We start from the raw sequence: 21,090 nt of genomic DNA, 5'->3' as shown, positions 1-21,090 counted from the left end.
GTTCCCTCCGCTCAGGCGGTGAGGGTGAGGGTGGGGATGCCAGCCGCTTCGGCCCGGCGGCGGCAGTCAGTGACGCCGTGGGAGGCGTGGGGCGGCTTGGCCGCGCACTTTGGTGCGGTGCACGGCATGGCGGCCGCGACAAACAGGAGAGGCTTCTCATCGACCATCTGCTGGTTGCGTCGGTGGCCAGCCTGGGGGCAGAACTCGGTGCCGCGCCGGTTGCGCCGTCGGTGTCCGGGCTGGCATTCGGTGCCGCAGGGCCCGTCCCAATCGGCGGGCCGGCGGCGTCGAGGGATTCCGTTGGTGACCGCCCAGTTGTCGCCGATGGTGTCGGCGCCGTCGGCGCAGCCGTGCATCAACTCGATGCCGGTGTGACCGATCTGGAGGGCGTCGTGCCAGACGAGGAGGAGAGTGCCCTCGAGGAGCCGAACGTCGGTCCATAAGCGGCTGCCGGTCAACCCGATGAGGGCCAGGCCGTTCATGCCACGTCTGGGGTGCGGCGTGGGGCGGGCCCGGTGGCGCGTTCGTGGCGTGCGCGGGCGATGGCGGCCCGCCTGGTCACTTCGGCTGAGTTGGCCTGCTGGGCGGCGAGGCGGCCGGCTTCCCAGACAGCGTCGCGGTGTTCGTCCTCGGGCTGCCGGTTGGCGCGGAGTGCAGCCTCCTGCCGGCGTATTGCCGCGGCCAGGTAGGGGTCGGCGGTTGCGGGTTCCGGGCGGTGGGTGAGCGCGGCCTCGAGGGTGGCCCGGTAGCCGGGTGCTGCGGTCTCCCGGGTCTTCACCGGGGCGTCCTCGGCATCCCGCCCGGACGGCGCCGCTGGGGTCGGATCGGCTGGTCGGGCGGTAGTGCCGGCGGCCAGGATCTTCAGCGCGCGAACCGACCGGCCCGCAGCGGTCTGCTGGATCCTGCCGAGGATCTGCTGATGGTGGAGGCGGAGTTGGGTGGCGTACGCCGGGGAGGCGGGCCGCAGGTGCAGGATGCCGGTGTCGTGTTCGAAGCGGACGACGGCGACCTTGTCGGCGAGCTCGGGGGCGATCGTGGGCCACTGGTCGAGAATGCTGCCGCCTTGCTCGGGTGGCTGCCAGCCGTGTTCGGTCATCATCCGGCCGATGGCTGTTCCGAGGCCCATGGGGTCGCCGAGCCGGTGACGGCTGCTGGTGCGTGGAGTGGTGGTGCGCTGTTTCTGCTGGGGCTGTGCGGGCCGGTTCTTGGCGGCGGCGCGGGCTGCGGCGAGGGCGGCGCGGGCGAGATCGACACCGGAGGTGGGCTGGGTCATGGTCAGTCCCTCCACCAACGCAGGTCGGTGATCTCCTCGAGGTCGGGGTCTTCGGCGTTGAGGTGGGCGCTGTAGCGGTTGACGGCGTCGGCTGCGTGTTCCCGCTCGGGCGTGGTCATGTTCTTCGTGAGCCACCGCCAGTTGCCGTGGAGCCAGACGGAGTGCCAGGCGGCGTCTCCGGGGAGCGGTTGTCCGCCGGTGATGGCGTCGATGACGGTGAGGGTGTCGCGGGCCTGCTCGATGGCCTGGACGCGGCTGGAGCCGGCGATGGTCATGTCGCAGAGGCGGCGTACTTCGGCGACCGCGGCTTGTGCGGTGACTGCTTCCGCGTGGGCGCGGGCTGCCTGGGCTCGCGCGGCTGCCGTGTCTGCCTTCTGCCGGTGCAGCAGGGCTTCCATCTCTGCGCGTTCGGCGTCGGTGCGGTGGGCGTGCTGGCGGGCCAGCCGGAGGTGGGCTTTCGTCTGGGCGAGTTCGTCGCGGGGCATCGGGGTCTCCTCAGAAGGCGGGGGCGAGGTGGTTGCGGCGGGCGTGGATGGCCTCGAGGGCGAGGGTCTGGTCGACGAGCCGGTTGGTGTACAGGCGGCGGGTGAATTCCTCGCCGGCCAGCTCCAGCGAGGAGAAAATCAGGCCCGGGTCGGCCATGGCGTCCAGGCGCATCTGCACGATCTCGTCGCGGGTGAGGTCCTCGAGGGACAGTGCGGTATCGGTGTCGGCCGCGGTCTCGGTGGGCGGGGCGAGACGCTGCCGGATGATCGCGAACGCTTCGTCGATGGCCTTGCGGGCGGTGATGCTGCGCGGGCCCTGGCCGAGGTCGGTGAAGTCGGTTTCGTTGTGGCGGTCCTGGGCGGCGCGCCGGGAGTCCTGCCAGTCCTCCACGAGCACGCGGCGGCGGGCGGGGGTGGTGTACAGCAGGTGGCAGGAGGCGAGGCGGGAGGCGAGGAGCCCGGACGGCCGGAACGCGCCCCGGGCGGGGACGGGGAGGCGTTCGGCGGCGGCCTGGACCTCGAGGACCGTCCAGCCTGCGTCAGCGACGTGCCGGATGATCCAGGCGATGCGGGGGACGGACGCTCCGTGCAGCCAGGGCACGGTCTGGGTGAGTTCACGGGCCAGCTGGTAGCGGCGCCCGACCTTGTTGAGCTTCCTGGCTCTCTTGTGGGGCTGGTTGGGGATCTGGGGCTCGTTGTTGAGGAACTGCCCGCTGTTGTTGAACTTCTCGGCGGTGGACTCACTCTCCCCGCTTGCGAGCTTGCTCTCAGAGGGAAGGTGAGTGAGAGCGGTAGAAGAAGAACTTGAGGTACCACCCTGCATTGGGGTGCAACGCCCTCGTCCCGAAACAGAGGTGCGACGGGGCCGGCGGCGGGGCTTCCGGGCGGCCTTCTTCGCGAGCTTCCCGAGCAGCGTCCGGGACTCCGGGGCGGCGCCGACGGGGCGGCGTGTTGCACCCTCGCCGATGGTGCGGATTCCGAGGGCCTCGTCGAACGCGGCGGGGATCGTCCGCTCGAACTCGGAGGCGCGGCCGCCGACACCGGAGAGGCGGGTGCCCTTGCTGCGGTACACGAGCAGCCCGGTCTCCCGGAGCATCGCCAGGTGGTACTTCACCGTCCGCACCGACACGCGCAGCTTGCGGGCGAGGTAGTCGATGCCGGGCCGGCACTCCTGCAGCGCGGAGATCTCCTGCGCGATGGCGACGGTGGTGGGCCCCCACTTCGGGCCGTGGCTGCTGCTGGGGGTGTACAGGCCGCGCCGGGCGCAGTCGGTGACCCAGTGGACGGCGGTCATCCAGGAGTGGGGGCAGGTGGTGATGCGGCCGGTCGTGGCGTGGAGCCACTGGCTAGCTGCGGTCACCAGAAGGTGCACGCCACGACCGGAACCGTTACTGTAATCGGTCGCGTGTTCGAAGCCGTGGGGAGGGGTGTGGGTGTCGGGGGTGGGCTGGGGGCACTGGGTGTCGCCCGTGCGGGGGGAGATAAGCCGCGAATCGCCCGGCGTGGGGACGGCAAGCTGACAAGAGGTGTGCGCGTACGGCACTATGTACTCGCCTTCACTGAGTTGGTTGGGGGCACGAAAAGGCCCCGCTTCGGCGGTGCTGCGGTTCGTGAGGAACCTGTAGGTCGCTCGACTTCTCGGGCCCGGTCGCCAAACCGGATCCCAGAGTTCGGGCCTTAGCTCGGATGCCACTCCGAGCGGTGGTACGAGGCCGCGCACGGTGCGCCAACACCAGCGGCCAGGCGGTAGAGGCGAATGGACCTCCCGCCGGGAAGCGCTACGTCATCTGATCTCCTTCATCGGGTGAGGTCTGCTCGCCGTCCGGAAGCTCCGGATTCAGCACGTGCAGCCCCTGCTCTTTCCACTGCCGCTCGTACTTCCAGACCGCGTTCGAGCACTCCTCACGGGAGCGCCGAGCGTGGAATACGGCAGAGTCTGTGCCCCAGTCGGGCCGCCACAGGTTCGGCCCCGGGAACCGTATGGCCTTCATTCGTGAGGTGATCGCCTCTCCGCAGCCCAAGCAGGCCCCGCGCGGGATGGCCATCAGCCTCTCGGCATCCGCCATCGCACGGTTAACGGTGGCCTCGGTCTCCGTGTGACGGCACGGGGGCAGTTCGTTGCACAGACGGCACACCGTGAAGTGCTCCGGCAGCGTCTGCCACTCGAAGCAGGGCCCCGTGACGACGTGCCGGGGCTTCGACTTCGGCTTGTCGACGAGTTGGAGGACGACGTTCACCGGGCGGTACAGCCATTCAGACCGGACCGGTTCGGGCTGCGCGGTCAGAGGAGCGCCCCAAGCCGTGAGTTCTCCAGCGGCACGGGATGCCTCATGGGCAATCCACCGGGAGACGACTCCTTGCCACGCCTGCTCGAAGTTGGCGGGCCACAGATCCTCGGGCTTCTCCCGGATCTCCAGCACGCGCCACGCCTGGCGTTGGAGAACGACGATGTTGCCGACCTCCACGCCAGGAACACCCTCGCGGTAGCCGTTGTGCGGGACGGAAAGGCGTCGGAAGTCCCTGGACTGACTGGTCTGCCACTCGCCGTTGCGACTCATCAGTCCTCCCACAAACTGCGGCAGAGGGAGGCGTCGTGCGGGCCGCTGATGACGACGCACCCGTTCTCGTGGCGACCGGTGGGCACCGTGTACCGATGCCACGGCGCGCCAGGCGCAGCAGGGCGGTCGGTGTGGTAGTCCTTCGGGCGTCCGCACACGCAGCGAGGCTCCTGCACGTCTTCAGCGCGGGAGATGAGGCGGAGGGATGCCAGGCTGGTCTCGTCGTCCCACACGACACGGCCGCCGTCGACTCGCTGCCAGAGGTGCACACCGTCCTCGCGAGCGACACGGACCAGGAGGCCGTGTCCGTCGTCCACGATGTCTCCCGGCTGCCAGCCAGTCTCCAGCACGGTGAGACCCACCTGGGCCAGGTCCCGGTAGCGGATGTCGGTGTAGCCGGTGAGTCGGATCTCGCCGTCGTTAACGGCCTCGACGGTGGTCTCAATGACGATCCGTACGCGCGCACCGGCGGTCAAGGCGAGCTTCTGCCCGCCCTGGGCGGTCATGCGATGGAGGGAATCGAAGGGACAGGAACTGCATCCATCGGCGGTGTGATCTTCACGCCGGAAATGCGGGTCACCCTGTCTACGGGGTTCAGACCCCGGGTACTCTTGGCCACGTCGGCACCTTCATATCGTCGCAAGCGGTGTGGTGTCGTCAGCCCTCGCGTCCTGGCTTCGCAAACCGGGACCGCCACCACGGTGGCAGCGAGGGCTTCCGACTTTGTCGGAGAGCATCCGACCACCAGCCTCGCAACTGACCAGTCGTCTGACGCTGCGCTAAGCCTACCGTTTCGACTGGTCATCTGTCCCAGCTCCTTCCCCTCGTGTCGTTCGTACGACTCGTCACACAATCGGTGACGGCCCGTCAGTGCTCCCTGGCTATCTGACCGTCCGCCGGATGCACCCCATCCTCCGGAACCACCAACCGCACCGACCGGCCAACCGACCCGGCCATCGCATGAAACCCCGCCTCCGTCAACCGGCCTTGCAGAGCCTGCAAACGATCCCGATACAGCCACGGCGCCCCAGCGAACTGCGCCACCCGCGTCGCCACCGCCGCCCCGTGGTTGAAGATGGCCTGCACCACCGCCGGATCCAGATCCGCCCACATCACCGTCGGCAGCTTCGTCGGCGACCCCACGACATCCAGCTCCGCAGCCACCATCAGCCCCGCCAGATACTCCCCCGACGACATCGCCCTGCCGGTCAGCACCGCGTCCGTACGCATCGCCTCGAACCCGGCATCGTCGACGCCGGCCCCTTCGCCGGACGGGACCGGGGCGGTGTCGGGGAGTTCGGTGGTCATGCGGCAGCCTCCAGGGCGCGATCGGCGGGGAACAGAGCGTGCACTTCAGCCGGACGCTCCACCGGTACGGCAACAGCCAGATCCACCTGGCCCTCAACCCGAGCGAACCGCCTCCGCAGCGACCTCGCCCGCACACCACGACCAGGCCTACGCCGAGCCTGCCCAGACGCCTTCACCTCGGCCGGCCTGGACGGCCACAGCAGAACCTGCCCCTGGAACTCCATAAGCAGGTTCTCCGTCGCCGGCGGCACGGCAGGAACTGTCCCGTCATCCGGGACCACCTCCACGCCATCCAGCAAGCCACGGTCCCGAGCCGCCTCCAGGACATTCATTCGCGACGCGTCCTTCGACAGACCCAGCTGCCTCACCAGAGCACTTCGCTGCCAGTTCGCCGTCCGTACATCCGGCAACTCGGCAGCCAAGGCCACCTCACACGGATCCCAGCACCGTGCCAAAGCCCGCAGAACGGCCTGCTTCTGCACCGTCTGAAACACCCGGTCCGGGGCAGCCTTCGTCTCCAGGCGCGACTCGATCAGCAGCCGATGCCGTTCCAGAGCGGTCCGCCCGCCCCAAATCCCCTCGGGCTCAGCAAGCCGGGGAGCCCCGTTCACCCACTTCACCGACCGCGCATACGCATCGCACTGCACCATCACGGCGCAGCCGAAACACGCGTCGATCGCGGCCTCCTGGCGGGCCTCCCGCTGCTTCTGCGGCTCCCCGCCATCCCGGTCAGCACCCGACCACGCGTCCAGCGTCAGATCCAGGTTTCCTGCCGCACGACGCGGATCATCCAGATCAGGCGCACACGCGCGGTACCGGTAGCGAGGATGCTCCTCCCACGCCTTCCGTAGAGCGACTGAATCCGTCATCTCGGGCCTCCTTCCACCGGCACCTGCTCGAAACGATCAATCTGGTCATCAGAGGCCACCAGCGGGCTCAGCCGCTGCTCAAACGCATCCACCTGCGCCGACAGCGCCACGTTGTCCCGGTGCGCACACCCGGCCATCAACCGCTCCGACACCGCAGACCTCCGCAACCGGCGATCCCGGCGCACCAGCACACACACCACAGCCGCCGCGGCAAGAACCGCGACGGCCGACAAAGCTCGAACCGCCAACGCGGTCTCACCTCCAACAGCAAGGGAAGGGAACGGACAGGGATTCAGGGACGGAACAGAACGTTGATGGCGGCCGCCCGCTCAGCGGCCTGCCGGGCCTTCTCCGCGGCCAGCCGCTCGGCGGACTCACCGGCATCCAGGGCCGCCAGGTCGTGGGCCTCCTGCTCCTCGGCCGGCAGCAGACCCCACCACGCCAGATCACCACCACGGGTGAACGACGACGGCCGGCGCCGCTCCCACCACACCGCCGCGGCCCCCGCCAACGCGGACACGACCAGGACGGCGACGAGCACCCAGACGGCTACAGGCATGACGAAACCTCGATCCGGCCCTCCGGCCGTAGACGGGATGATGCGGTGCCCCAGTAAGGGCACTTGGGAGGGCAGTGCCCTCAAGGGGCCCGCGCGTGCGGGCCCAAATGGTTCATCGGCGGCCGGCGCTCCAGCAGTCGGGGCAGATGTCGCGTCCGTCGCGGGTGCGATGCCAGCCCGCGCTCCTCAGTCGCTGGCGGGCAGCAGTCGCCGACTCGGGAAGCCGGGGCCGCAGTCCTCGGACATGCACGGCCCGATCGGGGTGTCCTCAACGTCGCAGGTGATCGAGACGTAGTGACTCACCGCTCCTCAAGCCTCTCCCTGCCGGCAGCGGTGACCGTCACGCGATTACCACCGATGCTGCTCACACGGTCTATACGGATCAACGAGGCCTTCGCCAACGCCATCCAGGTATCGATGGATGCCCGGTGACCATCGTGCGAGGCGACACGCCAGACCCGGCGCAGACCGTCGTCATAGACCAGCGACTTGTCGTGCTTGGCGATCTCCCGCAACAGGCGCCTGGCAGCCGGTCCGTCCGCAGACGGCTTCGGTCGAGCCTTCTTCGCGGCCTCGCGCGCCTTCGCCTGCTCGTTCAGCTCTGCGGCGAGCTTCCGGCCGGCCTCAGTGACGCGCACGGGGGCCGAGTCGTTGCCTCCGTCGTCGACGAGTCCTTCGCGGTAGAGCGGGCGGAACGTCGCTGCGTTGTAGCAGGCGAGGGTGTTGGGGTGGGAGTGTCGGCCGCGGCCGGCGTAGCGGAACTGGACGCCGTTCCCCTTGTCGTACTTAGCGATCTCTCGAAGCAGCTTCTGCGAGCCGGGGCTCAGGTCCATCAGGCAGCGCTCCCTTCGGCGTTGCCGCCCTGCGCGGCCTTCCGCATCTGCTTGCCACGCTCCTGGATCCGCTCCCCCAAAGTGGTCGGCGCCCCGTCAGGGGACAGCATCGGTGCACCCTCCAGCCGGCGGGCGCGGACCTTCTTCATCAGCGCACCCAGGTCCTCGAACGTGGCGTCCTCCCGGTTAGCCTCCGTGATGAGGTCCTCCACCGGCTCCACCGCCGTACCATCCTCCAGCCACTCCCTGATCTGCTGGCCGAACTCGATACCCGGCTGCCGCACCACCGCACCCGTCAACGGCTTCGCCCGCGACTTCGTGACGACCAGCGTGTTCTCCCAGTCCATCGAGCCGACGATGTCGAACTCGTACTCCAGACCCTCACGCTGCTCCGGCTTCATCCCGACCTTCTTCGGGACCTGCTTACCGCGGTCGTTGGTCTCCAGCACGTAGTCGGTCTTCGCCCGCATCGTCACGATGACGTGCCCGGGGTACGCCACCAGAGCCTCGATCATGCGACGCTCCATCGGCCGGGCCTCCTTCCACCCACCGAAGCTGTTCCCGCCGAACCCCTTCTTCGCCGCGTTGTCGACCTGCTCCAGCATGCCGCCGGACCCGGACCAGAAGTGCGACAGCGAGTCCACGATGACGACCTCGTACCCGGCAGCGCCGGCCGCGGCCAGAGCCTCCACCAGGTCGTCCGGGGAGAAGTACGCCAACTCCAGCACGTCGAACGCGAACTCGTTGGCGTACTTACGAGCTGACCCGCGCTCGGTGTCGATGACCGCGATCCGGGAACCGAGCGCGGTGGCGATCGTCAGAGCGGTGTACGTCTTCCCCGATCCGGACGGCCCGTCCAAAGCCACACGGGCCTTGGACTGCTCCTTGGTGGCCGGGGCGAACTGAAAACGGGTGTGCGAGGTCCGGCCGCCCGCGCCCTGCGCGGCAGCCTGCGTGGCTTGCGCCATGAGGTCTCCTATGAAACTTGTCTCTCAGTGAAGGGCGGCCGTCGGCCTTGTAGGCGCGGCCGCCCTGTAGCCCTACACGGCCGGCGGCTCACCCAGCCGGTCCGTCAAAATCGCGCGGACAATCGTCCCCGGATACACCCGCACCCCCAGCCGCTCCGACAACGCCGGCGCCATCTCATGCAGCGCATCCCGCGTCTCGTGGTCGACCCGCACCGACAGCTTCGCCAGCGCAACATCCTCCAACGAGCCCTTCGGAGCCCGCGACGGCCGCGGCAGCATCCACTCCCCACCGATCAGCTGACCGACCCGCTCAACGACGACGCCCTCCAGATCCGTACCCGCATCCCGGGCCGCCTGGAAGTGATCCGCCAACGGCTTCGGCAGGACCAGCGTCATCGCCGACCCCAGCCCCTGGTCAACCCCGAGCTCCTCACACATCCAGGAGACGGCGATGCTCGACTCGCTGATCCGGTAACCGGCCTCCTCCGTCAGCCGCGGCAACTGCTGCTGCACGCGGTGACGCAGGTCGGCACTGATGTCGAAGTTGATGGTGGTGCGCTTGCCCCGGTTCGGAGTCGCCCGCCGCCCGATCGACGGCGGCCGCCAGCCTGTCTCCAGCACAGCCCGATACCCGGCCTCGGCCACCGCCGGAAGCGGCCACCCGAACTCCTTCGACGCCTCCTGCAACGCCAACTTCAGCTGCTCAGGCACCGTGTACGAGATGTGGCTCAGACCGGCACGCTCCTCCGTGTCCCGCAGATGCACCCAGCCGCCACGCGCCAGGAACGCCTCGATGGCCGAGGCCTCGTCGTGGTCGCCGTACTGCTTCAGCTTGGCGACACCACGGGCAGCACGTTCACGCTGCGAGTCAGACACAGTGCGGATCCTTCCGGCGGGGCGCCGGTCGGACCGGGGGTGGCCAGGCGGGCGCGTAGTGGGGGCATGTCGCACGCCAGTTTCCTCCAATCAGCATTGGAACGCCACGCCCGATAGACGTGACGGCCGGGGCAGCACCCCAACAACCACAAGACTATCGGCATGAGCATTGCTTGGCAATGCTCAATCCCTTATGGTGGAACCACCGCACCACACCAAGGGGGACCCCGGGATGAAGCTGACCGCACGCCAGAGCAGCACCAAGACCCTCACCGACCTCTACCGGGCCATCGACCGCCAGCACGCAGTCACCATCACCTACCTCAAGCCCGGCGAGACCGAGCCCACCGTCAGGACAATTGAGGCCTACGAGCTGCGAACCAGCGCCCCGAAGATCAAGCGTGGTGTCATCACCGGCGGCGGCATCATGCTCCTCGCCATGTGCCGACTCCGCGGCGAGGCAAGGGAATTCCACCTCTCCGGCATCCTGGCCTACACCATCCACCGCATCGGCTACATCCTCCCCCGACCCGCCAACACCACCTACGAGCCCACCCCGCCCGCACCGGCCGACACCGAGACCGCGCTCATCATGTTCGAGCTGGAACGCGACCCCGACGACGCCGACTACCGCCCCCGCGTACGCCTCGCCGCCTGACGAAAGGACCACCGTGGTCGCCAGCACCACCATCTGCACCGTCGACACCCACTCCGTGCGCCTCCGCATCGACGACGCAGCCGCCACCATCGACTTCGGCCACAACCCCGCCTACCCCGATCTGGCCCTCGTCACGGAGATCGCGGTCATCTACGAGACCCGCACCGGCGAGGACGACCAGGAGCGGACCACCAAGGTCGCCAGCATCGCCTACGTCGTCAGCCACGACGAGCACCAGACGGCTTTCGTGCACCCCAACTTCCTGGACCAGCCCGCCGAGTGGCCGGTCTGGGTACGGGAGCTCGTCGACCACCACCGGCCGGCTTCCTGAACCCCAGAACGACAAAGGCCACCGCCCGCACGGGGTAGTGGCCTTGATACCGATCACGTGCGTGAAGAGTATCCCGTGAACTCGTCACGCGTACAGCCCATCCAGTGAACTGGGAGAATCCAGTGACCTACATGCTGCCCCTCTCCGACCTGCTGGAGATGGACGCCTGCGACGCCATCGGCGGCAACTACTACCTGCCCGACGACCCGGAGATGCCCGACTTCCGAGCCGCCGCCGTCCTCCCGGACAAGCGCAAGGACACCTGGTACCCCCAACTGGTAGAGGACATCCGCGCCCACGGCCTGCGCACACCCATCTGGATCCACAACGGCGAGATCAACGACGGACTCCACCGGATCGCAGCCGCCCAGGACCTCAGCATCCAGTACCTTCCCTGCACCGACGAAGCACCCGACGACCCCGAAGCCAGCGCCCGCATCTACGACTTCACCACCAAGACCTGGACCCACCGCGGGTGGAACAAGGCCGCCCGCACGGGCTGACACTGGCGCCATGGCCGAACAGCAGCAGGAGACCCTGACCGGACCCGTCCCGGGCCTGCGCCGGCGCGTCTGGTGCCGGGGAGTCGGCTGCCACCACGAACTCACCGACCCGGAAAGCAGACGCCGAGGCTTCGGCAGGATCTGCGATCCGGACTACCGCACCACCACACCCGACCACCACGTCGACCAGGACGCCATACCCGGTTTGTAGAGAGGACAGCACGTGCCCAATTTCATGGCGGTCGTGAAGACGCTTACGCAGGACGTCGTCGGACGGCAGGTCTGGAACGGTGCCCGCGGCGAGTGCGAGACCATGCCGACCGAGCAGTACGACGCCACGGAGGAGGCGATGGCCGCCGTCCTGGAGCGCGTCGTCGTTGCCGTCGACTGGCCCCGGCTGCTGATGGAGGCGTCCTGGCGGCACGCGCAACTGCACCCGGACCGCAAGGAGTCCGACCGGTACTGGAGTGAGGCTGCAGGCGTGTGCGGCGAGTGCCTTGCGGAAGCCCTGCTCGCGACCAGGACGGGATCTCCCGACTGGGACCGGCAGCCGACAGCAGATCTGACGCGGCAGGCAGTCGACTGGCCTTCGGTCGTGACGGCTTCGCTGCCGTACCGTCGGCACCCAGTCATCCACGAGTACACGACCGCGCACCGACAGCGCTGACACGCCGGGAACGGATCGGGGGGAACGGTCCGCGGTTTCGGTCGTAGCGTGTTCTCACGATCCCGGACGGGGCCCGCGCAGCCCCCGTCCCACCCTGTACGTGATCTTTCCGTAAAACCTCGGGAGCCCCCACCTCCCGGCCAGCTCGTTGTGGTGCACGGCCCGAGCCCACCCGGCCCTCGCCCACGCGACATCCCTTAGTGGGTGGTGGTGCCGAGGTTTTACCGAAACTATTGATCTTGTGTGGGGTGCGGGCACAATACCCCCATGGACCCCTCCGTGCTCCTGACCGACTGGCTCGACACCGCGCCCCTGCGCTCCTCCAGCCGCATCGAGTACGAACGTGAGATCACCCGCTGGCTCACCTGGTGCGCCGCCCAAAACCCGCCGGTCAACCCCTTCGACACCGGCATCGAGGACATTGCCGCATGGTGCGCCGGCTACCTCACCGACCAGCTCGGCGGCCGCCCCTTCGACGGACCCGACGCCCTCGCCCACGTCGCCGAGCACCACCCCGCGGCAGCGCTCACCCACGACAGGCGCATCACCGCCCTCACCCAGTACTACGAAGCCGCCAAACAGCACGGTGCGATCCGTCTCGTCCCCGACCTGACGATGCTGCGCTCCGGAGTCGACCGCGACGCCAACCCGCCCCGCCGCCTCACCCCGCAAGAACGCAACCTCCTCATCTACTGCATCGGCATGTGGGGGCCCGACAACGCCCGCCACTACCTCCGTGACCGGCTCGTTGCCTTCCTCCTCCTCGAAGGCCTCCGCCCCGCTGAGGTCACCCGCGTCGACATCCGCCACCTCTACGACCTCCAGGACGGCACCTGGGAGGTCCGCGCCCCGGACTACGAGTACGAGGCCGTCGGCAAGAAACACGTCCTCGAGCCGCTGACCGTCGCCGCGTTGAAGACGTACCTGCCGCACCGCATCCGCCCCGCCGAGGGCGTCCACACCCTCATCCTGGGCCAGGGGGGCCGCCCCATCACCGCCGAGTACCCCAACAAACTGGTGCAGCAGATCTGCTCCACTCAGCCCACGCTCGCCCAGCGGAACCCCCCGGTGACCGCCGATGCCATCGCCCACACCGGGTTCTGGGACACCCCCGACAAGTAACCCGCCAGTACCGGCGGCGCGGACGTACTCGGGTGGGCAGGATCGTCAGTATGACCTGCGAAGACAGCCCAGTGCGTTTGACCTGGGAAATCGAGTTACTGGAGCCGTTCAGCTGGGTGTGGATGTCCCGAGGCTACGGCCGGGCCACCACCAGCGCGGCGCCTGCCGACATTGCCCGGGCGGTGCTGGCCGGCCACCTGGCGCACAGTCCGGCCCGCAGCGGGGAAACGTTCCGGGCGACCGTGCGTACGGACACGGGGACCACGGTGACGGTGGCCGCCGACGAACTTGCGGCCGCCGGCTGGGAGGCGGGACCGGACGTCCGCCAGGCCCTGCCCCTCTACCTGCGGGACGCGCTCCCGGCCCCCGACGGGCCGTCATAGACCGATACCGATCAGGGCGTTGTCGTCGGGGTCCCACTGGTCGACGATCTGCATGTAGCCGTCGAGGACCTTGGAGCCGTCGGCGTGGCCGGTGACGGCGGCGATGGCCTTGCGGTCCTTTCCGGCGCGGCGTGCTTCGGTGGCCATGCCTGAGCGCACGGAGTGGCCGGTGAAGAGTTCCTCGAACCCGGCGCGGAGGCCGGCGGCGGTGATGAGGTCGCCGGCGCGCTGTGGGGTGAGGCCTTGGGGTTGTACGGCGCCGGTGTGGTGGATGCGGCGGAAGGCGTGCCGGTCGGGGTCGGTGATGCCTGCGGCGGTGCGCCAGGCGTTCCATGCCTTCACGGGGCATGTCTCCGGGTTCTTGCCGTGGGGCACGGCGACGGTGCGGGGTTCGGTCTTGGAGACGCGGACGTCGACCAGGAGCCCGTTGGCGTCGTCTCGGATGTTGCGGAGGCGCAGGCCTGCGAGCTCGGCGCGGCGGGCGGCGATGGAGAAGCCGAGCAGGATCATGGCGCGGTCGCGGAGGCCGAAGATGTCGGTGTCGCACTTGGAGACGATGAGCCGGAGGTCGACCAGGCGCATGGCGGGTGCCTTGCCGCGGCCGCGGGCGGGTTCCTCGGCGGCTTCGGCCTTCTTGCGGTAGTCCTTGAGGAGTTCGCGGGCGGCGCGGGTGGCGTCGGGGTCGACGAGGACGTTGTACGGCGGCCGCCGTAGGGTAACGACGACTCCGGCGAGCTTGCGGTCGATGGTGGAGTAGGCGCGCTGTTCGCGGTTCCACAGGTAGTCGACGAACGCCCGGAGGGTGCCGCGGGTGGCGGCGGTGGGTGGGATCTGGAGCTGGGTGCAGAAAGCTTCCCAGGTCTTCCAGTCGCTGGCGTAGGAACGGGTGGTGTTGTCGGGGCGTTGGTCGGCGGCGTGGTCGTCGCTGGCGGCGTCGAGGGCAGTGAGGCGGGCGCGGAGCTGATCGTCGAACTGCTCGGGCAGCAGCGACGCGGCGGCGGGTCTCGCGGGCAGGCTGTCACTCATGAGCGCCACTCGGGCAGGAAGTCGGGGTGGTCGCGCCACTGGCGGGCCGCTGTCACCAACTGGAAGTGCTCCATCGACGGATCGTCGCCTCGCGCGATCTGTGACTTGGCGCTGCCTCTCAGCATGGCCAGTAGGTCAAGGAGTGCCTGGAAGGCGCGTTCCTGGTCAGATTTCAGCGGGACTGTGTTGGGCAGCGGCCAGACGCGGGCTTTGATGAAGTCGGCGACCTTGTCGATGTCGTCCATGGTCTTGGCGGGCGGCGGGGTGTAGGCGTCGGCCTGAGTCATGGTCACATTCTACCGATCTTCCCTGGCGATATGTGAGCTTATCGTGGGCCAGCGCAGCCCGTTCGAATCGTTCGATTCTTCGCCAGAAACGATCCTAAGAGTGGGTCCTACTTCCGTCCGGCCCGCCACGCTTCCAGGTCTGCGGTGCACAGCACGCACAGCGGGTGCCCGCCCGGCCCGTACCGGTGGCACGGCTGCTGACAGCTGCGGCACGGGCCCACCAGGTTCGGCGGGCACTCGGGTGCGGGCGGCTTCGGTCTGGCAGGAGAGCTCATGCCGTCATCGTACGTACGGGCGGTCAGTCACCCACCGCCACTCACGGCCGGGCAGTCATCTACCTGTCGTTGATCGTCAGGAACATCGACCGCTCATCAACCAGCCCACCGGCCGTGGTGATCTGGCAGACCATCCTGTAGGACTGGTCGGTGGCCCCGCCCGACACGCGCTGGGTGACCGTGGTAGCGGAAACGGTCGGCGCCCCGACGGCTGTCAGCCCGGCGGGCACGGTGACCGTCGCAGTGCTGATCGTGTCGCCGACATCAGCAAGCCACCCCGACCAGTCCCAGCTGTAATCCAACAGCGCTGCGGGATCTTTGGTGTAACTGTTGGCCACGGCGGGCTACCTCCGGACGATGACGGTGCGGTCTTCGGCGGCCACGACGAGGCGGCGGCCTTCGGCAGGGATCTTGTAGGTGCGTTCCGGACTGGGTACGACCGTCGACGGCGCGGTCAGTGGATGCGCGGTATCGACCTCCAGCGCAGGGCCCAGCGCACCGGTCTTGACTCCGACCAGGGGCATCGCCACGTCGACAGCACCTGCGGGCTCCAGGGTCTGGCCCAGCCCGGACGTCAGGGGCTGAGCTGTGTCCGTCTCGGACGCGGCCAGCAGCGGTGCAGTCTTCGCTCCGGCCAGCGGTTGCGCGTCCGCGGTCTCCACCGCGGTTCCCAGTACGGAGGACTTGGCGCCGGTGAGAGGCTGCGCGGCCTCCGACACGTCTGCCGTCCCCAGGACGGCGGTCTTCGACCCTACGAGCGGCTGGGCGGCTTCGACGCCTGCCGCGGCGGTGAGTGATGCCGTCTTCGTGCCGGTCAGTGGCTGTGCGTCCTCGGACGCGCCGACCGCCCCCAAGGTGGTGGTCTTCGATCCGCTGAGGGCCTGTGCGGTCTCGGTGGCGGCAGCAGCGTTGAGGGTGGACGTCTTCGCGCCGGCCAGGGGCTGGGCGGTCTCGGATGCGGCTGCGCCGGTGAGGGCGGTGGTTTTGCTGCCGGTGAGGGCCTGTGCTGTCTCGGTCGCGGAGGCGATGCCGATGGTCGAGCCGGAGGTGATGTCTGCGGCGGAGAAGTCGTCATAGCGGACTCCGCTTGTCGAGTCGGAGCGGATGCCGACGGACGTGCCCGTTGTGACGGCGGTGTTGACGACCGAGATCCTCTCGACCCCGTTGATGATGCCCTTGATGGTGCTACCGACCGCCTGGACCTTCATGACGTCACCGGCAGCGGCGGCAACGGCATACGTGCCGATCACGGTGAAGCTTCCGCCGACGACGCTGAAGAGATCCCAACTGCTGCCGTTGTTGCGGAGCAGGTAGCCCTGGCTGATGTTGCTGTTGCCCCTGGCCCACACGCCCTGACTGGCCACCGCGGTGGCGGCGATGGTGACCTGCGCATAGTGGTCGGACGTGGTCATCGCCGTAGCGGCACGCAGAATGATCGTGCCGCCGGCCGCGCCCGGGGAGAGCTGGTTGGAGGCGATCGACCAGTCTCCGGACACCTCAACCCAGCCGGTGCCCAGATCGGTGCTGTTGGCCCGGTTGAAGTCGTCGCTGAAGCTGGTCACGGTACTAGGCGGCGGAGCTAGTCCGGGCGAAGTCGGTGACCTTCAGGGTGTAGTCGGTGCCGTCCGGGGTCATGGCCACGTCGTGCTTGGTCATCGGAATGACCGCACTGTCCGCGCTGGCAGTGTCCGGCTTGTAGCAGATGACGACCGCGCCGATCGCCGCCCCAGAGGTTGCGGTCCAGACGATGTCGTCGCAGTCGATCGCGACGCGGTCGTTGGTGTTGTCGACGGTGACGGTGACGTTCGCCAGGGTCTTCCGGCCGAGCGTGGTCTGCTCTGTCGCGCCGCCCTTGACTGCGGCGAGCGTCGCATAGTCCCGCATCGTCGCGTCGGTCGGAAGGCCAGCGGCGGCGAACGGGACAGCGATCAGCGAGTCGGCTGCGGCGGAGAGGTCGCCGTACTGAGCGAGTCTTCCGAGGGCGACGTTGAAAACGATGTTGGCCATCTGTTCTCACTCCTTTACACGTCGGTGTGACTGGGTTGGGGGCGCGCGGAGCGCATGTACGAGGTACGCCGGCCGAGCAGGTTGAGTTGGAGCAGTCCGGACGAGGCGTTATCAGTTGGGCTGGGTTCCTGAGACGAGGTGGCCGAAGGTTGTGGGCTGGCCGTGGACGTCTGCGTGCACGTGTACTCGGGGTCGTCGGGGTCGAAGTCGTCGACCGGCACGCACCGGTAGGTGTTGCCGTATTCGTCGGTGTACGTCCACGACGAGGGCGGCGACCCGTTCTTGCCGTCGCTGCCGTCCTTGCCTGCTGCCCCGTCCGATCCCGCCTGCCCGGCGGCCCCGGTTGGGCCCGGCACGGTGGAATCAGCTCCGGGCGCCCCGGACGGGCCCGGCGAACCCGCTGGGCCGGGGCTGCCGTCACTGCCGTCCTTGCCCGGCTTACCAGGCGCACCGGATGACCCGGACGGTCCGGTGGACCCGGCAGGCCCGGTCGGGCCAACCAGACCCGCCGCACCCGCCGCACCACGCGGGCCGGCCACCGGTGTGCCGCCCAGCGACTTCACCTGCGCAGCTAGGCGGTCGATGTCGCGGTCCTTCTGCTGGGACTGCTCGGAGAGGATCAGGAAAGTGGTGACGACCAGTGCCAGAACGCCGGCCATCAGCGCGATTGCCACTGCGGCGATCAGATTGCCCCGGCGGTGCCGGTTGCGTGTTTCCACCCGGCTGCCAGGCCTCGGGGGAGTCAATTCTTCCCTCCAACCAGGAAGATGATCACTGGGAGGACTAGGCCCAGCAGCGGAATGAGGACCGTGCCGACCATCCACCGGCGGGTCTGCGTGACCCGGTCGGCGTCCTTGTCGCGCTGGTCCCGGACGTTCTTGATGTCCTGGTCGTGCTTGACAGACAACTGGTCTACGACCTTGGTGAGGTCGGCGATGTCCTTCGACATCGCCGCCTTCTCCACGTTGTAGACGTCCAGCGAGACGAGCCGGTCCAGCCTTCGCTGGATCTCGGTCATGTCGTCGCGGACATCCGATCGCAGACCCTGGATGATCCGCCCCAACTCGCCCAAGGACAGATCATCGCTCACGGCTTACTCCGATGTGGGGGTAGAGAGGGAAGGGGGGCCGATCAGGCGGCCAGGCGCAGGCCTTCGCGCGTGATCGGGGCAGTGACCTGCGTACGGTCGTAGGCGCCGAGCAGCAGAGAGACCGCGGACAGCACCAGGGCCTGGGTGTTGACGTCCCAGTGCACGCCGAGCCCGACGGCGAGCGCGATGCCGGCCTGGACGAAGCCGAGGATCGCGGCGACGAGACCGTCCTTGGTGATCAGGGCGATGACGATGCCCATGGCGGCTGCGGCGACAGCGTTGACCCAGGCCTGGGTGTCGGTGTCGACGTTCATGACGAACGCCGAGAACAGCTTCACGGCGACGGCGAACAGGGCCAGCCAAGCGGCCGGCTCCCGCCCGAAGATCTTGATGGTGGACACGGTGGTCTCCTTGGTGGGAGGGGTGGGTTGGGTGTTCAGACCTTCGGAACGCGGAGCGCGGCCCAGGTCTTGGGGCCGGGGATGCCGTCCGGGTCGCCCTTGAGGTCAGCCCGGGACAGCTGGAAGTCGCGAACGTTGGCCTTGTCGGCGTTCGTCCAGTTCGGGCCGGGGCCCGACGTGTAGTGGCGGCCGAAGCCGAGGGCGACCAGGCGTCTGCCCATCGCGGTGATGATCGGGCTGTGGCGGCCAGCGTGGAAGAAGCCCTCACCGGGGAACGGCTCGTATTGCGCGACCGGCTTCGGCTTCGGCTTGGCAGCCGGGGCGGGCAGCTTGCCCAGCAGCTTCACCAGCGACGTGGCCCCGGGTACGCCGTCGGCGTCCTGGCCGGGCTTCGTGCCCTTGTAGCCGAGGGACTTCTGGAAGTCGGAGAAGTTCTCGGTGTCGGCGTCCGACCACGAGGCCTCCGTGGTGGCGTTCTTGCCGAACCCGTCCTTCGTCAGCGCGTTCCGGACCGCGGTGATGTGGCCGCCCTTGGCGCCGTACCCGTAGACCAGCTTGTTGATGGTGACCTGGTAGCGGGCCGGCGTGGTCGCGGTGACACCGGTGGGCGTCTGGTACTTGGGGCGGCCGTAGCCGGCGATGTCGTGGACGACGCGGACACGGCGGGCGCACACGTTCGCCGTGTTGCCCTCGATCGTGTACACGTACTGGCCGTCGGTGGAGACGCTGGTGACGACACCGACGTGGTCGATCGCTCCGATGCTGGAGCTGCCGTCCCAGTCGAAGAAGATGATGTCGCCGCGGCGGATCCCGGACTTGAGGATGCCGTTGGTCATCGGCGTCCACTGCTTCGCTGCGTCGAAGCGGGCGGCGTGGGCGACGGTGTAGGCGTAGTCGGTGCCGAAGCAGACGGCGTCGTAGTTGTCGCTGGTGAAAGCAGCGTTCGTGACCGTGGCGTCGCACCAAGGCCAGTTGCCGGTGTAGGCGCTGCCGTTGCGCTCGCGGTACCAGGCCTGGATCGCGTTGGGCTCACCGGTGCCCAGCCACGCCTCCATCGCCTGGATCATCTTCTCCAGGCCGCCGGTGTTCTTGCCGAGTTGCCGCGGCTCGTCGCCGTCCTCGGCGGTGTCGGCGCCGGGATCCGCAGGGGCACCGTAGACCCCGTCGGCGTCCGCCGGCCCGAACTCGGCGGCGAGGAGTTCCTCCTCGTTGCCGACGGTCGGACCGTTGCCGGTGGAGGTGAGCAGTTGGGCCTGCCGGTCCTGGCTGATGTCCTCTTCGATCGGGCGGGGCTCGCCCATGACGTTCTCCTCGGGTTGGGGCGGGGGAAGGTGGGGGGTGGGTCAGTGGCGGGAGGCGTCCACACGCGGCTGCAACAGGTCGACCTGCTTGCGGATCTTCTGGTAGACGGCGAGCGACATGCGGAACGAGCCGTTGTCACCGAATGAGCGGGTCCAGTGGTTCCGCAGGCGAATGATCGTGCGCTTGTAGTCGATGCGGCCGGTGGCGGTCTGGCGGACCTGCTCAAGGGCGCTGATGTACAGCTCGTGGCCGCCGGCGATCGGGGACTTCTCCCAGTTCGGGATGTCGTCCAAGAGCGCGGAGGCGCCGACCGGCTCGAACCAAGCCTTGAACCAGGGCATGCCGGCGAGGAGTCCGCCGTTCTGCAGGTCGCGGCAGAGCTCGAGGGCGGTGGTGGCAGTCCCGTACTGGTCGATCAGGCCGCGGGATCGCAGGGCCTTGGCGACGCCGAGGCCGGAGGAGCCGCAGTCGGTGGTGGGCCAGTTCTGGTCCATCCACTGGTCGCGGTGGGAGGCGTCCGAGTAGAGGCCGATGGCCCACTTCTCCGCGGCGACCGGGTCGGTGACGTCCAGGCCGGCGTCCTTCAGGGTCTTCGCATCGTGCAGGGTGGAGATCAGTTCGGTGCCCGCGTTGCCGGTGCAGGATCCAAGTGCGTCGACGTCTTCGACGCCCTGGAACATCTGGCTGGTGCGGATGCCCTGCGCGAGGAGGTCTTCCTGGTCGAGGACCGGGACGGTGGGTTCCCACTCGGCGGGCTTCAGGGGCTCGCCGCTGTAGGGGCGCCGGTAGGCGAGGGTGCGCCGATCGAGAACGAGATGCCGGCCCAGCTTGGGGTGCATCTCGTACTGCTTGATTTTGAGGTCGGGCACGTGCCCGTACTCCTGGATCTCCCCGCGCCCAGGTGAATGTGGTGGCGGACCGCTGCGTGCGGTCGTCCCTCGGGGATCCAGCGAGTGGGTGGAGGGTCACCCGTGATCAGAGTAGAGGCGGCCGGAGCGTATGTTCCCTCGGGCTATTACGCGCCAGAGTCCGGTGCGGCCGGCGGGGTGTACACGGTTTCGAGGGGTTCGGTGTTGGTGCCGGTCCATGACTTGGACACCGTGACGATGTAGTCGGGGTGGACGGCGTTGATGCGGTTCACGATGACCTGCACTATGGCGTCGATGTCTTGGTCTTCGAGGGAGTCCAGGGAGAAGGAGTCGAAGGTCAGGGGGACCGGGAAGAGGTCCATGGAGTCGTCGGGGTTGGTGCCCGCGTTGACTTTGACGGTGAGCCGGTTGAAGGTGCCTTCGGTGGGCCTGGTCAGCAT

General features: G+C 68.5%; 31 protein-coding genes. 7 read left to right on the top strand and 24 right to left on the bottom strand.

Annotated elements, in window-relative coordinates; translation table 11 throughout:
- Positions 1-11 precede the first annotated feature (11 nt).
- The 13 genes from ACIQVL_RS48570 to ACIQVL_RS48510 form a co-directional block, all read right to left on the bottom strand.
- Positions 12-482, bottom strand: coding sequence for an SLOG family protein (locus tag ACIQVL_RS48570; protein ID WP_403478872.1), 471 nt, complete (start codon positions 480-482; stop codon positions 12-14).
- Complete coding sequence (locus tag ACIQVL_RS48565) at positions 479-1,273, bottom strand: DciA family protein (protein WP_403478871.1); 795 nt, start codon at positions 1,271-1,273, stop codon at positions 479-481. The genes ACIQVL_RS48570 and ACIQVL_RS48565 overlap by 4 nt, the downstream gene beginning before the upstream one ends.
- Before the next feature lie 2 nt (positions 1,274-1,275).
- Positions 1,276-1,758 (bottom strand): hypothetical protein, encoded by a 483-nt coding sequence (locus ACIQVL_RS48560; RefSeq protein WP_403478870.1) that lies wholly within the window; start codon positions 1,756-1,758, stop codon positions 1,276-1,278.
- Between the two features lie 10 nt (positions 1,759-1,768).
- Entirely contained in the window at positions 1,769-3,118 is a 1,350-nt protein-coding gene (locus ACIQVL_RS48555; RefSeq protein WP_403478869.1) for a transcriptional regulator, read from the bottom strand.
- Between the two features lie 418 nt (positions 3,119-3,536).
- Positions 3,537-4,316, bottom strand: coding sequence for a hypothetical protein (locus tag ACIQVL_RS48550; RefSeq protein WP_403478868.1), 780 nt, complete (start codon positions 4,314-4,316; stop codon positions 3,537-3,539).
- On the bottom strand, positions 4,316-4,822 hold the full coding sequence (locus ACIQVL_RS48545) for a hypothetical protein (protein WP_403478867.1): 507 nt from the start codon (positions 4,820-4,822) through the stop codon (positions 4,316-4,318). The genes ACIQVL_RS48550 and ACIQVL_RS48545 overlap by 1 nt, the downstream gene beginning before the upstream one ends.
- A gap of 361 nt (positions 4,823-5,183) precedes the next feature.
- On the bottom strand, positions 5,184-5,624 hold the full coding sequence (locus ACIQVL_RS48540) for a hypothetical protein (RefSeq protein WP_403478866.1): 441 nt from the start codon (positions 5,622-5,624) through the stop codon (positions 5,184-5,186).
- Positions 5,621-6,493 (bottom strand): hypothetical protein, encoded by an 873-nt coding sequence (locus ACIQVL_RS48535; protein ID WP_403478865.1) that lies wholly within the window; start codon positions 6,491-6,493, stop codon positions 5,621-5,623. Before ACIQVL_RS48535 ends, ACIQVL_RS48540 begins: the two co-directional genes overlap by 4 nt.
- The gene (locus tag ACIQVL_RS48530) at positions 6,490-6,741 is read right to left on the bottom strand and encodes a hypothetical protein (protein ID WP_403478864.1); all 252 of its coding nucleotides are present in this window, start codon (positions 6,739-6,741) and stop codon (positions 6,490-6,492) included. Before ACIQVL_RS48530 ends, ACIQVL_RS48535 begins: the two co-directional genes overlap by 4 nt.
- A 44-nt stretch (positions 6,742-6,785) precedes the next feature.
- The gene (locus tag ACIQVL_RS48525) at positions 6,786-7,052 is read right to left on the bottom strand and encodes a hypothetical protein (protein ID WP_403478863.1); all 267 of its coding nucleotides are present in this window, start codon (positions 7,050-7,052) and stop codon (positions 6,786-6,788) included.
- A 299-nt stretch (positions 7,053-7,351) separates the two neighbouring features.
- Entirely contained in the window at positions 7,352-7,885 is a 534-nt protein-coding gene (locus tag ACIQVL_RS48520) for a hypothetical protein (protein WP_403478862.1), read from the bottom strand.
- Positions 7,885-8,853, bottom strand: coding sequence for an ATP-binding protein (locus ACIQVL_RS48515; protein WP_403478861.1), 969 nt, complete (start codon positions 8,851-8,853; stop codon positions 7,885-7,887). The genes ACIQVL_RS48520 and ACIQVL_RS48515 overlap by 1 nt, the downstream gene beginning before the upstream one ends.
- Positions 8,854-8,925: 72 nt before the next feature.
- Complete coding sequence (locus ACIQVL_RS48510) at positions 8,926-9,729, bottom strand: hypothetical protein (protein ID WP_403478860.1); 804 nt, start codon at positions 9,727-9,729, stop codon at positions 8,926-8,928.
- A 232-nt stretch (positions 9,730-9,961) separates the two neighbouring features.
- Between ACIQVL_RS48510 and ACIQVL_RS48505 the strand changes: the two genes are divergently transcribed.
- From ACIQVL_RS48505 to ACIQVL_RS48475, 7 genes are all read left to right on the top strand, one after another.
- Positions 9,962-10,387: a WYL domain-containing protein gene (locus ACIQVL_RS48505; protein WP_403478859.1), complete on the top strand. Its 426-nt coding sequence runs from the start codon at positions 9,962-9,964 to the stop codon at positions 10,385-10,387.
- 13 nt (positions 10,388-10,400) lie between these two features.
- The gene (locus ACIQVL_RS48500) at positions 10,401-10,718 is read left to right on the top strand and encodes a hypothetical protein (RefSeq protein WP_403478858.1); all 318 of its coding nucleotides are present in this window, start codon (positions 10,401-10,403) and stop codon (positions 10,716-10,718) included.
- Positions 10,719-10,849: 131 nt separating this feature from the next.
- Positions 10,850-11,221 (top strand): ParB N-terminal domain-containing protein, encoded by a 372-nt coding sequence (locus ACIQVL_RS48495; RefSeq protein WP_403478942.1) that lies wholly within the window; start codon positions 10,850-10,852, stop codon positions 11,219-11,221.
- A 10-nt stretch (positions 11,222-11,231) separates the two neighbouring features.
- Complete coding sequence (locus ACIQVL_RS48490) at positions 11,232-11,432, top strand: DUF6011 domain-containing protein (RefSeq protein ID WP_403478857.1); 201 nt, start codon at positions 11,232-11,234, stop codon at positions 11,430-11,432.
- A 12-nt stretch (positions 11,433-11,444) separates the two neighbouring features.
- A complete protein-coding gene (locus tag ACIQVL_RS48485; RefSeq protein ID WP_403478856.1) occupies positions 11,445-11,888 on the top strand; it encodes a hypothetical protein in 444 nt (147 codons plus the stop codon).
- 267 nt (positions 11,889-12,155) lie between these two features.
- Positions 12,156-13,010 (top strand): hypothetical protein, encoded by an 855-nt coding sequence (locus ACIQVL_RS48480; RefSeq protein ID WP_403478855.1) that lies wholly within the window; start codon positions 12,156-12,158, stop codon positions 13,008-13,010.
- A gap of 77 nt (positions 13,011-13,087) precedes the next feature.
- On the top strand, positions 13,088-13,393 hold the full coding sequence (locus tag ACIQVL_RS48475) for a hypothetical protein (protein WP_403478854.1): 306 nt from the start codon (positions 13,088-13,090) through the stop codon (positions 13,391-13,393).
- Here the strand turns inward: ACIQVL_RS48475 and ACIQVL_RS48470 are convergent.
- From ACIQVL_RS48470 to ACIQVL_RS48420, 11 genes are all read right to left on the bottom strand, one after another.
- Positions 13,388-14,419 carry a site-specific integrase gene (locus ACIQVL_RS48470; protein ID WP_403478853.1) on the bottom strand — a complete coding sequence of 344 codons (1,032 nt, stop codon included), beginning with the start codon at positions 14,417-14,419 and terminating at the stop codon, positions 13,388-13,390. The two genes, ACIQVL_RS48475 and ACIQVL_RS48470, sit on opposite strands and share 6 nt — an antisense overlap.
- Positions 14,416-14,706 carry a hypothetical protein gene (locus ACIQVL_RS48465; RefSeq protein WP_403478852.1) on the bottom strand — a complete coding sequence of 97 codons (291 nt, stop codon included), beginning with the start codon at positions 14,704-14,706 and terminating at the stop codon, positions 14,416-14,418. The genes ACIQVL_RS48470 and ACIQVL_RS48465 overlap by 4 nt, the downstream gene beginning before the upstream one ends.
- Before the next feature lie 334 nt (positions 14,707-15,040).
- Positions 15,041-15,319, bottom strand: coding sequence for a hypothetical protein (locus ACIQVL_RS48460; RefSeq protein ID WP_403478851.1), 279 nt, complete (start codon positions 15,317-15,319; stop codon positions 15,041-15,043).
- A gap of 6 nt (positions 15,320-15,325) precedes the next feature.
- Positions 15,326-16,543 (bottom strand): hypothetical protein, encoded by a 1,218-nt coding sequence (locus tag ACIQVL_RS48455; protein WP_403478850.1) that lies wholly within the window; start codon positions 16,541-16,543, stop codon positions 15,326-15,328.
- Positions 16,544-16,547: 4 nt separating this feature from the next.
- The gene (locus ACIQVL_RS48450; protein ID WP_403478849.1) at positions 16,548-16,988 is read right to left on the bottom strand and encodes a hypothetical protein; all 441 of its coding nucleotides are present in this window, start codon (positions 16,986-16,988) and stop codon (positions 16,548-16,550) included.
- 14 nt (positions 16,989-17,002) lie between these two features.
- Positions 17,003-17,662 (bottom strand): hypothetical protein, encoded by a 660-nt coding sequence (locus ACIQVL_RS48445; protein WP_403478848.1) that lies wholly within the window; start codon positions 17,660-17,662, stop codon positions 17,003-17,005.
- A gap of 68 nt (positions 17,663-17,730) precedes the next feature.
- Positions 17,731-18,078, bottom strand: a complete 348-nt coding sequence (locus tag ACIQVL_RS48440) for a hypothetical protein (protein WP_403478847.1) — start codon at positions 18,076-18,078, stop codon at positions 17,731-17,733.
- Positions 18,079-18,119: 41 nt separating this feature from the next.
- Positions 18,120-18,479, bottom strand: coding sequence for a hypothetical protein (locus ACIQVL_RS48435; RefSeq protein ID WP_403478846.1), 360 nt, complete (start codon positions 18,477-18,479; stop codon positions 18,120-18,122).
- Positions 18,480-18,514: 35 nt separating this feature from the next.
- Positions 18,515-19,780 (bottom strand): peptidoglycan-binding protein, encoded by a 1,266-nt coding sequence (locus tag ACIQVL_RS48430; protein WP_403478845.1) that lies wholly within the window; start codon positions 19,778-19,780, stop codon positions 18,515-18,517.
- Between the two features lie 42 nt (positions 19,781-19,822).
- Positions 19,823-20,650 carry a hypothetical protein gene (locus ACIQVL_RS48425; RefSeq protein WP_403478844.1) on the bottom strand — a complete coding sequence of 276 codons (828 nt, stop codon included), beginning with the start codon at positions 20,648-20,650 and terminating at the stop codon, positions 19,823-19,825.
- Between the two features lie 146 nt (positions 20,651-20,796).
- A complete protein-coding gene (locus tag ACIQVL_RS48420; RefSeq protein WP_403478843.1) occupies positions 20,797-21,090 on the bottom strand; it encodes a hypothetical protein in 294 nt (97 codons plus the stop codon).

The sequence above is a fragment of the Streptomyces sp. NPDC090499 genome (assembly GCF_044769305.1).
GTDB lineage: Bacteria > Actinomycetota > Actinomycetes > Streptomycetales > Streptomycetaceae > Streptomyces.
This window is presented reverse-complemented; position numbering and strand designations above follow the sequence as displayed.

Coding starts and splice junctions, on each gene's coding strand:
- ACIQVL_RS48570 (WP_403478872.1), bottom strand. CDS start 482: ATGAACGGCCTGGCCCTCATCGGGTTGACCGGCAGCCGCTTATGGACC.
- ACIQVL_RS48565 (WP_403478871.1), bottom strand. CDS start 1,273: ATGACCCAGCCCACCTCCGGTGTCGATCTCGCCCGCGCCGCCCTCGCC.
- ACIQVL_RS48560 (WP_403478870.1), bottom strand. CDS start 1,758: ATGCCCCGCGACGAACTCGCCCAGACGAAAGCCCACCTCCGGCTGGCC.
- ACIQVL_RS48550 (WP_403478868.1), bottom strand. CDS start 4,316: ATGAGTCGCAACGGCGAGTGGCAGACCAGTCAGTCCAGGGACTTCCGA.
- ACIQVL_RS48545 (WP_403478867.1), bottom strand. CDS start 4,822: ATGACCGCCCAGGGCGGGCAGAAGCTCGCCTTGACCGCCGGTGCGCGC.
- ACIQVL_RS48540 (WP_403478866.1), bottom strand. CDS start 5,624: ATGACCACCGAACTCCCCGACACCGCCCCGGTCCCGTCCGGCGAAGGG.
- ACIQVL_RS48535 (WP_403478865.1), bottom strand. CDS start 6,493: ATGACGGATTCAGTCGCTCTACGGAAGGCGTGGGAGGAGCATCCTCGC.
- ACIQVL_RS48525 (WP_403478863.1), bottom strand. CDS start 7,052: ATGCCTGTAGCCGTCTGGGTGCTCGTCGCCGTCCTGGTCGTGTCCGCG.
- ACIQVL_RS48520 (WP_403478862.1), bottom strand. CDS start 7,885: ATGGACCTGAGCCCCGGCTCGCAGAAGCTGCTTCGAGAGATCGCTAAG.
- ACIQVL_RS48515 (WP_403478861.1), bottom strand. CDS start 8,853: ATGGCGCAAGCCACGCAGGCTGCCGCGCAGGGCGCGGGCGGCCGGACC.
- ACIQVL_RS48505 (WP_403478859.1), top strand. CDS start 9,962: ATGAAGCTGACCGCACGCCAGAGCAGCACCAAGACCCTCACCGACCTC.
- ACIQVL_RS48495 (WP_403478942.1), top strand. CDS start 10,850: ATGCTGCCCCTCTCCGACCTGCTGGAGATGGACGCCTGCGACGCCATC.
- ACIQVL_RS48490 (WP_403478857.1), top strand. CDS start 11,232: ATGGCCGAACAGCAGCAGGAGACCCTGACCGGACCCGTCCCGGGCCTG.
- ACIQVL_RS48480 (WP_403478855.1), top strand. CDS start 12,156: ATGGACCCCTCCGTGCTCCTGACCGACTGGCTCGACACCGCGCCCCTG.
- ACIQVL_RS48470 (WP_403478853.1), bottom strand. CDS start 14,419: ATGAGTGACAGCCTGCCCGCGAGACCCGCCGCCGCGTCGCTGCTGCCC.
- ACIQVL_RS48465 (WP_403478852.1), bottom strand. CDS start 14,706: ATGACTCAGGCCGACGCCTACACCCCGCCGCCCGCCAAGACCATGGAC.
- ACIQVL_RS48450 (WP_403478849.1), bottom strand. CDS start 16,988: ATGGCCAACATCGTTTTCAACGTCGCCCTCGGAAGACTCGCTCAGTAC.
- ACIQVL_RS48430 (WP_403478845.1), bottom strand. CDS start 19,780: ATGGGCGAGCCCCGCCCGATCGAAGAGGACATCAGCCAGGACCGGCAG.
- ACIQVL_RS48420 (WP_403478843.1), bottom strand. CDS start 21,090: ATGCTGACCAGGCCCACCGAAGGCACCTTCAACCGGCTCACCGTCAAA.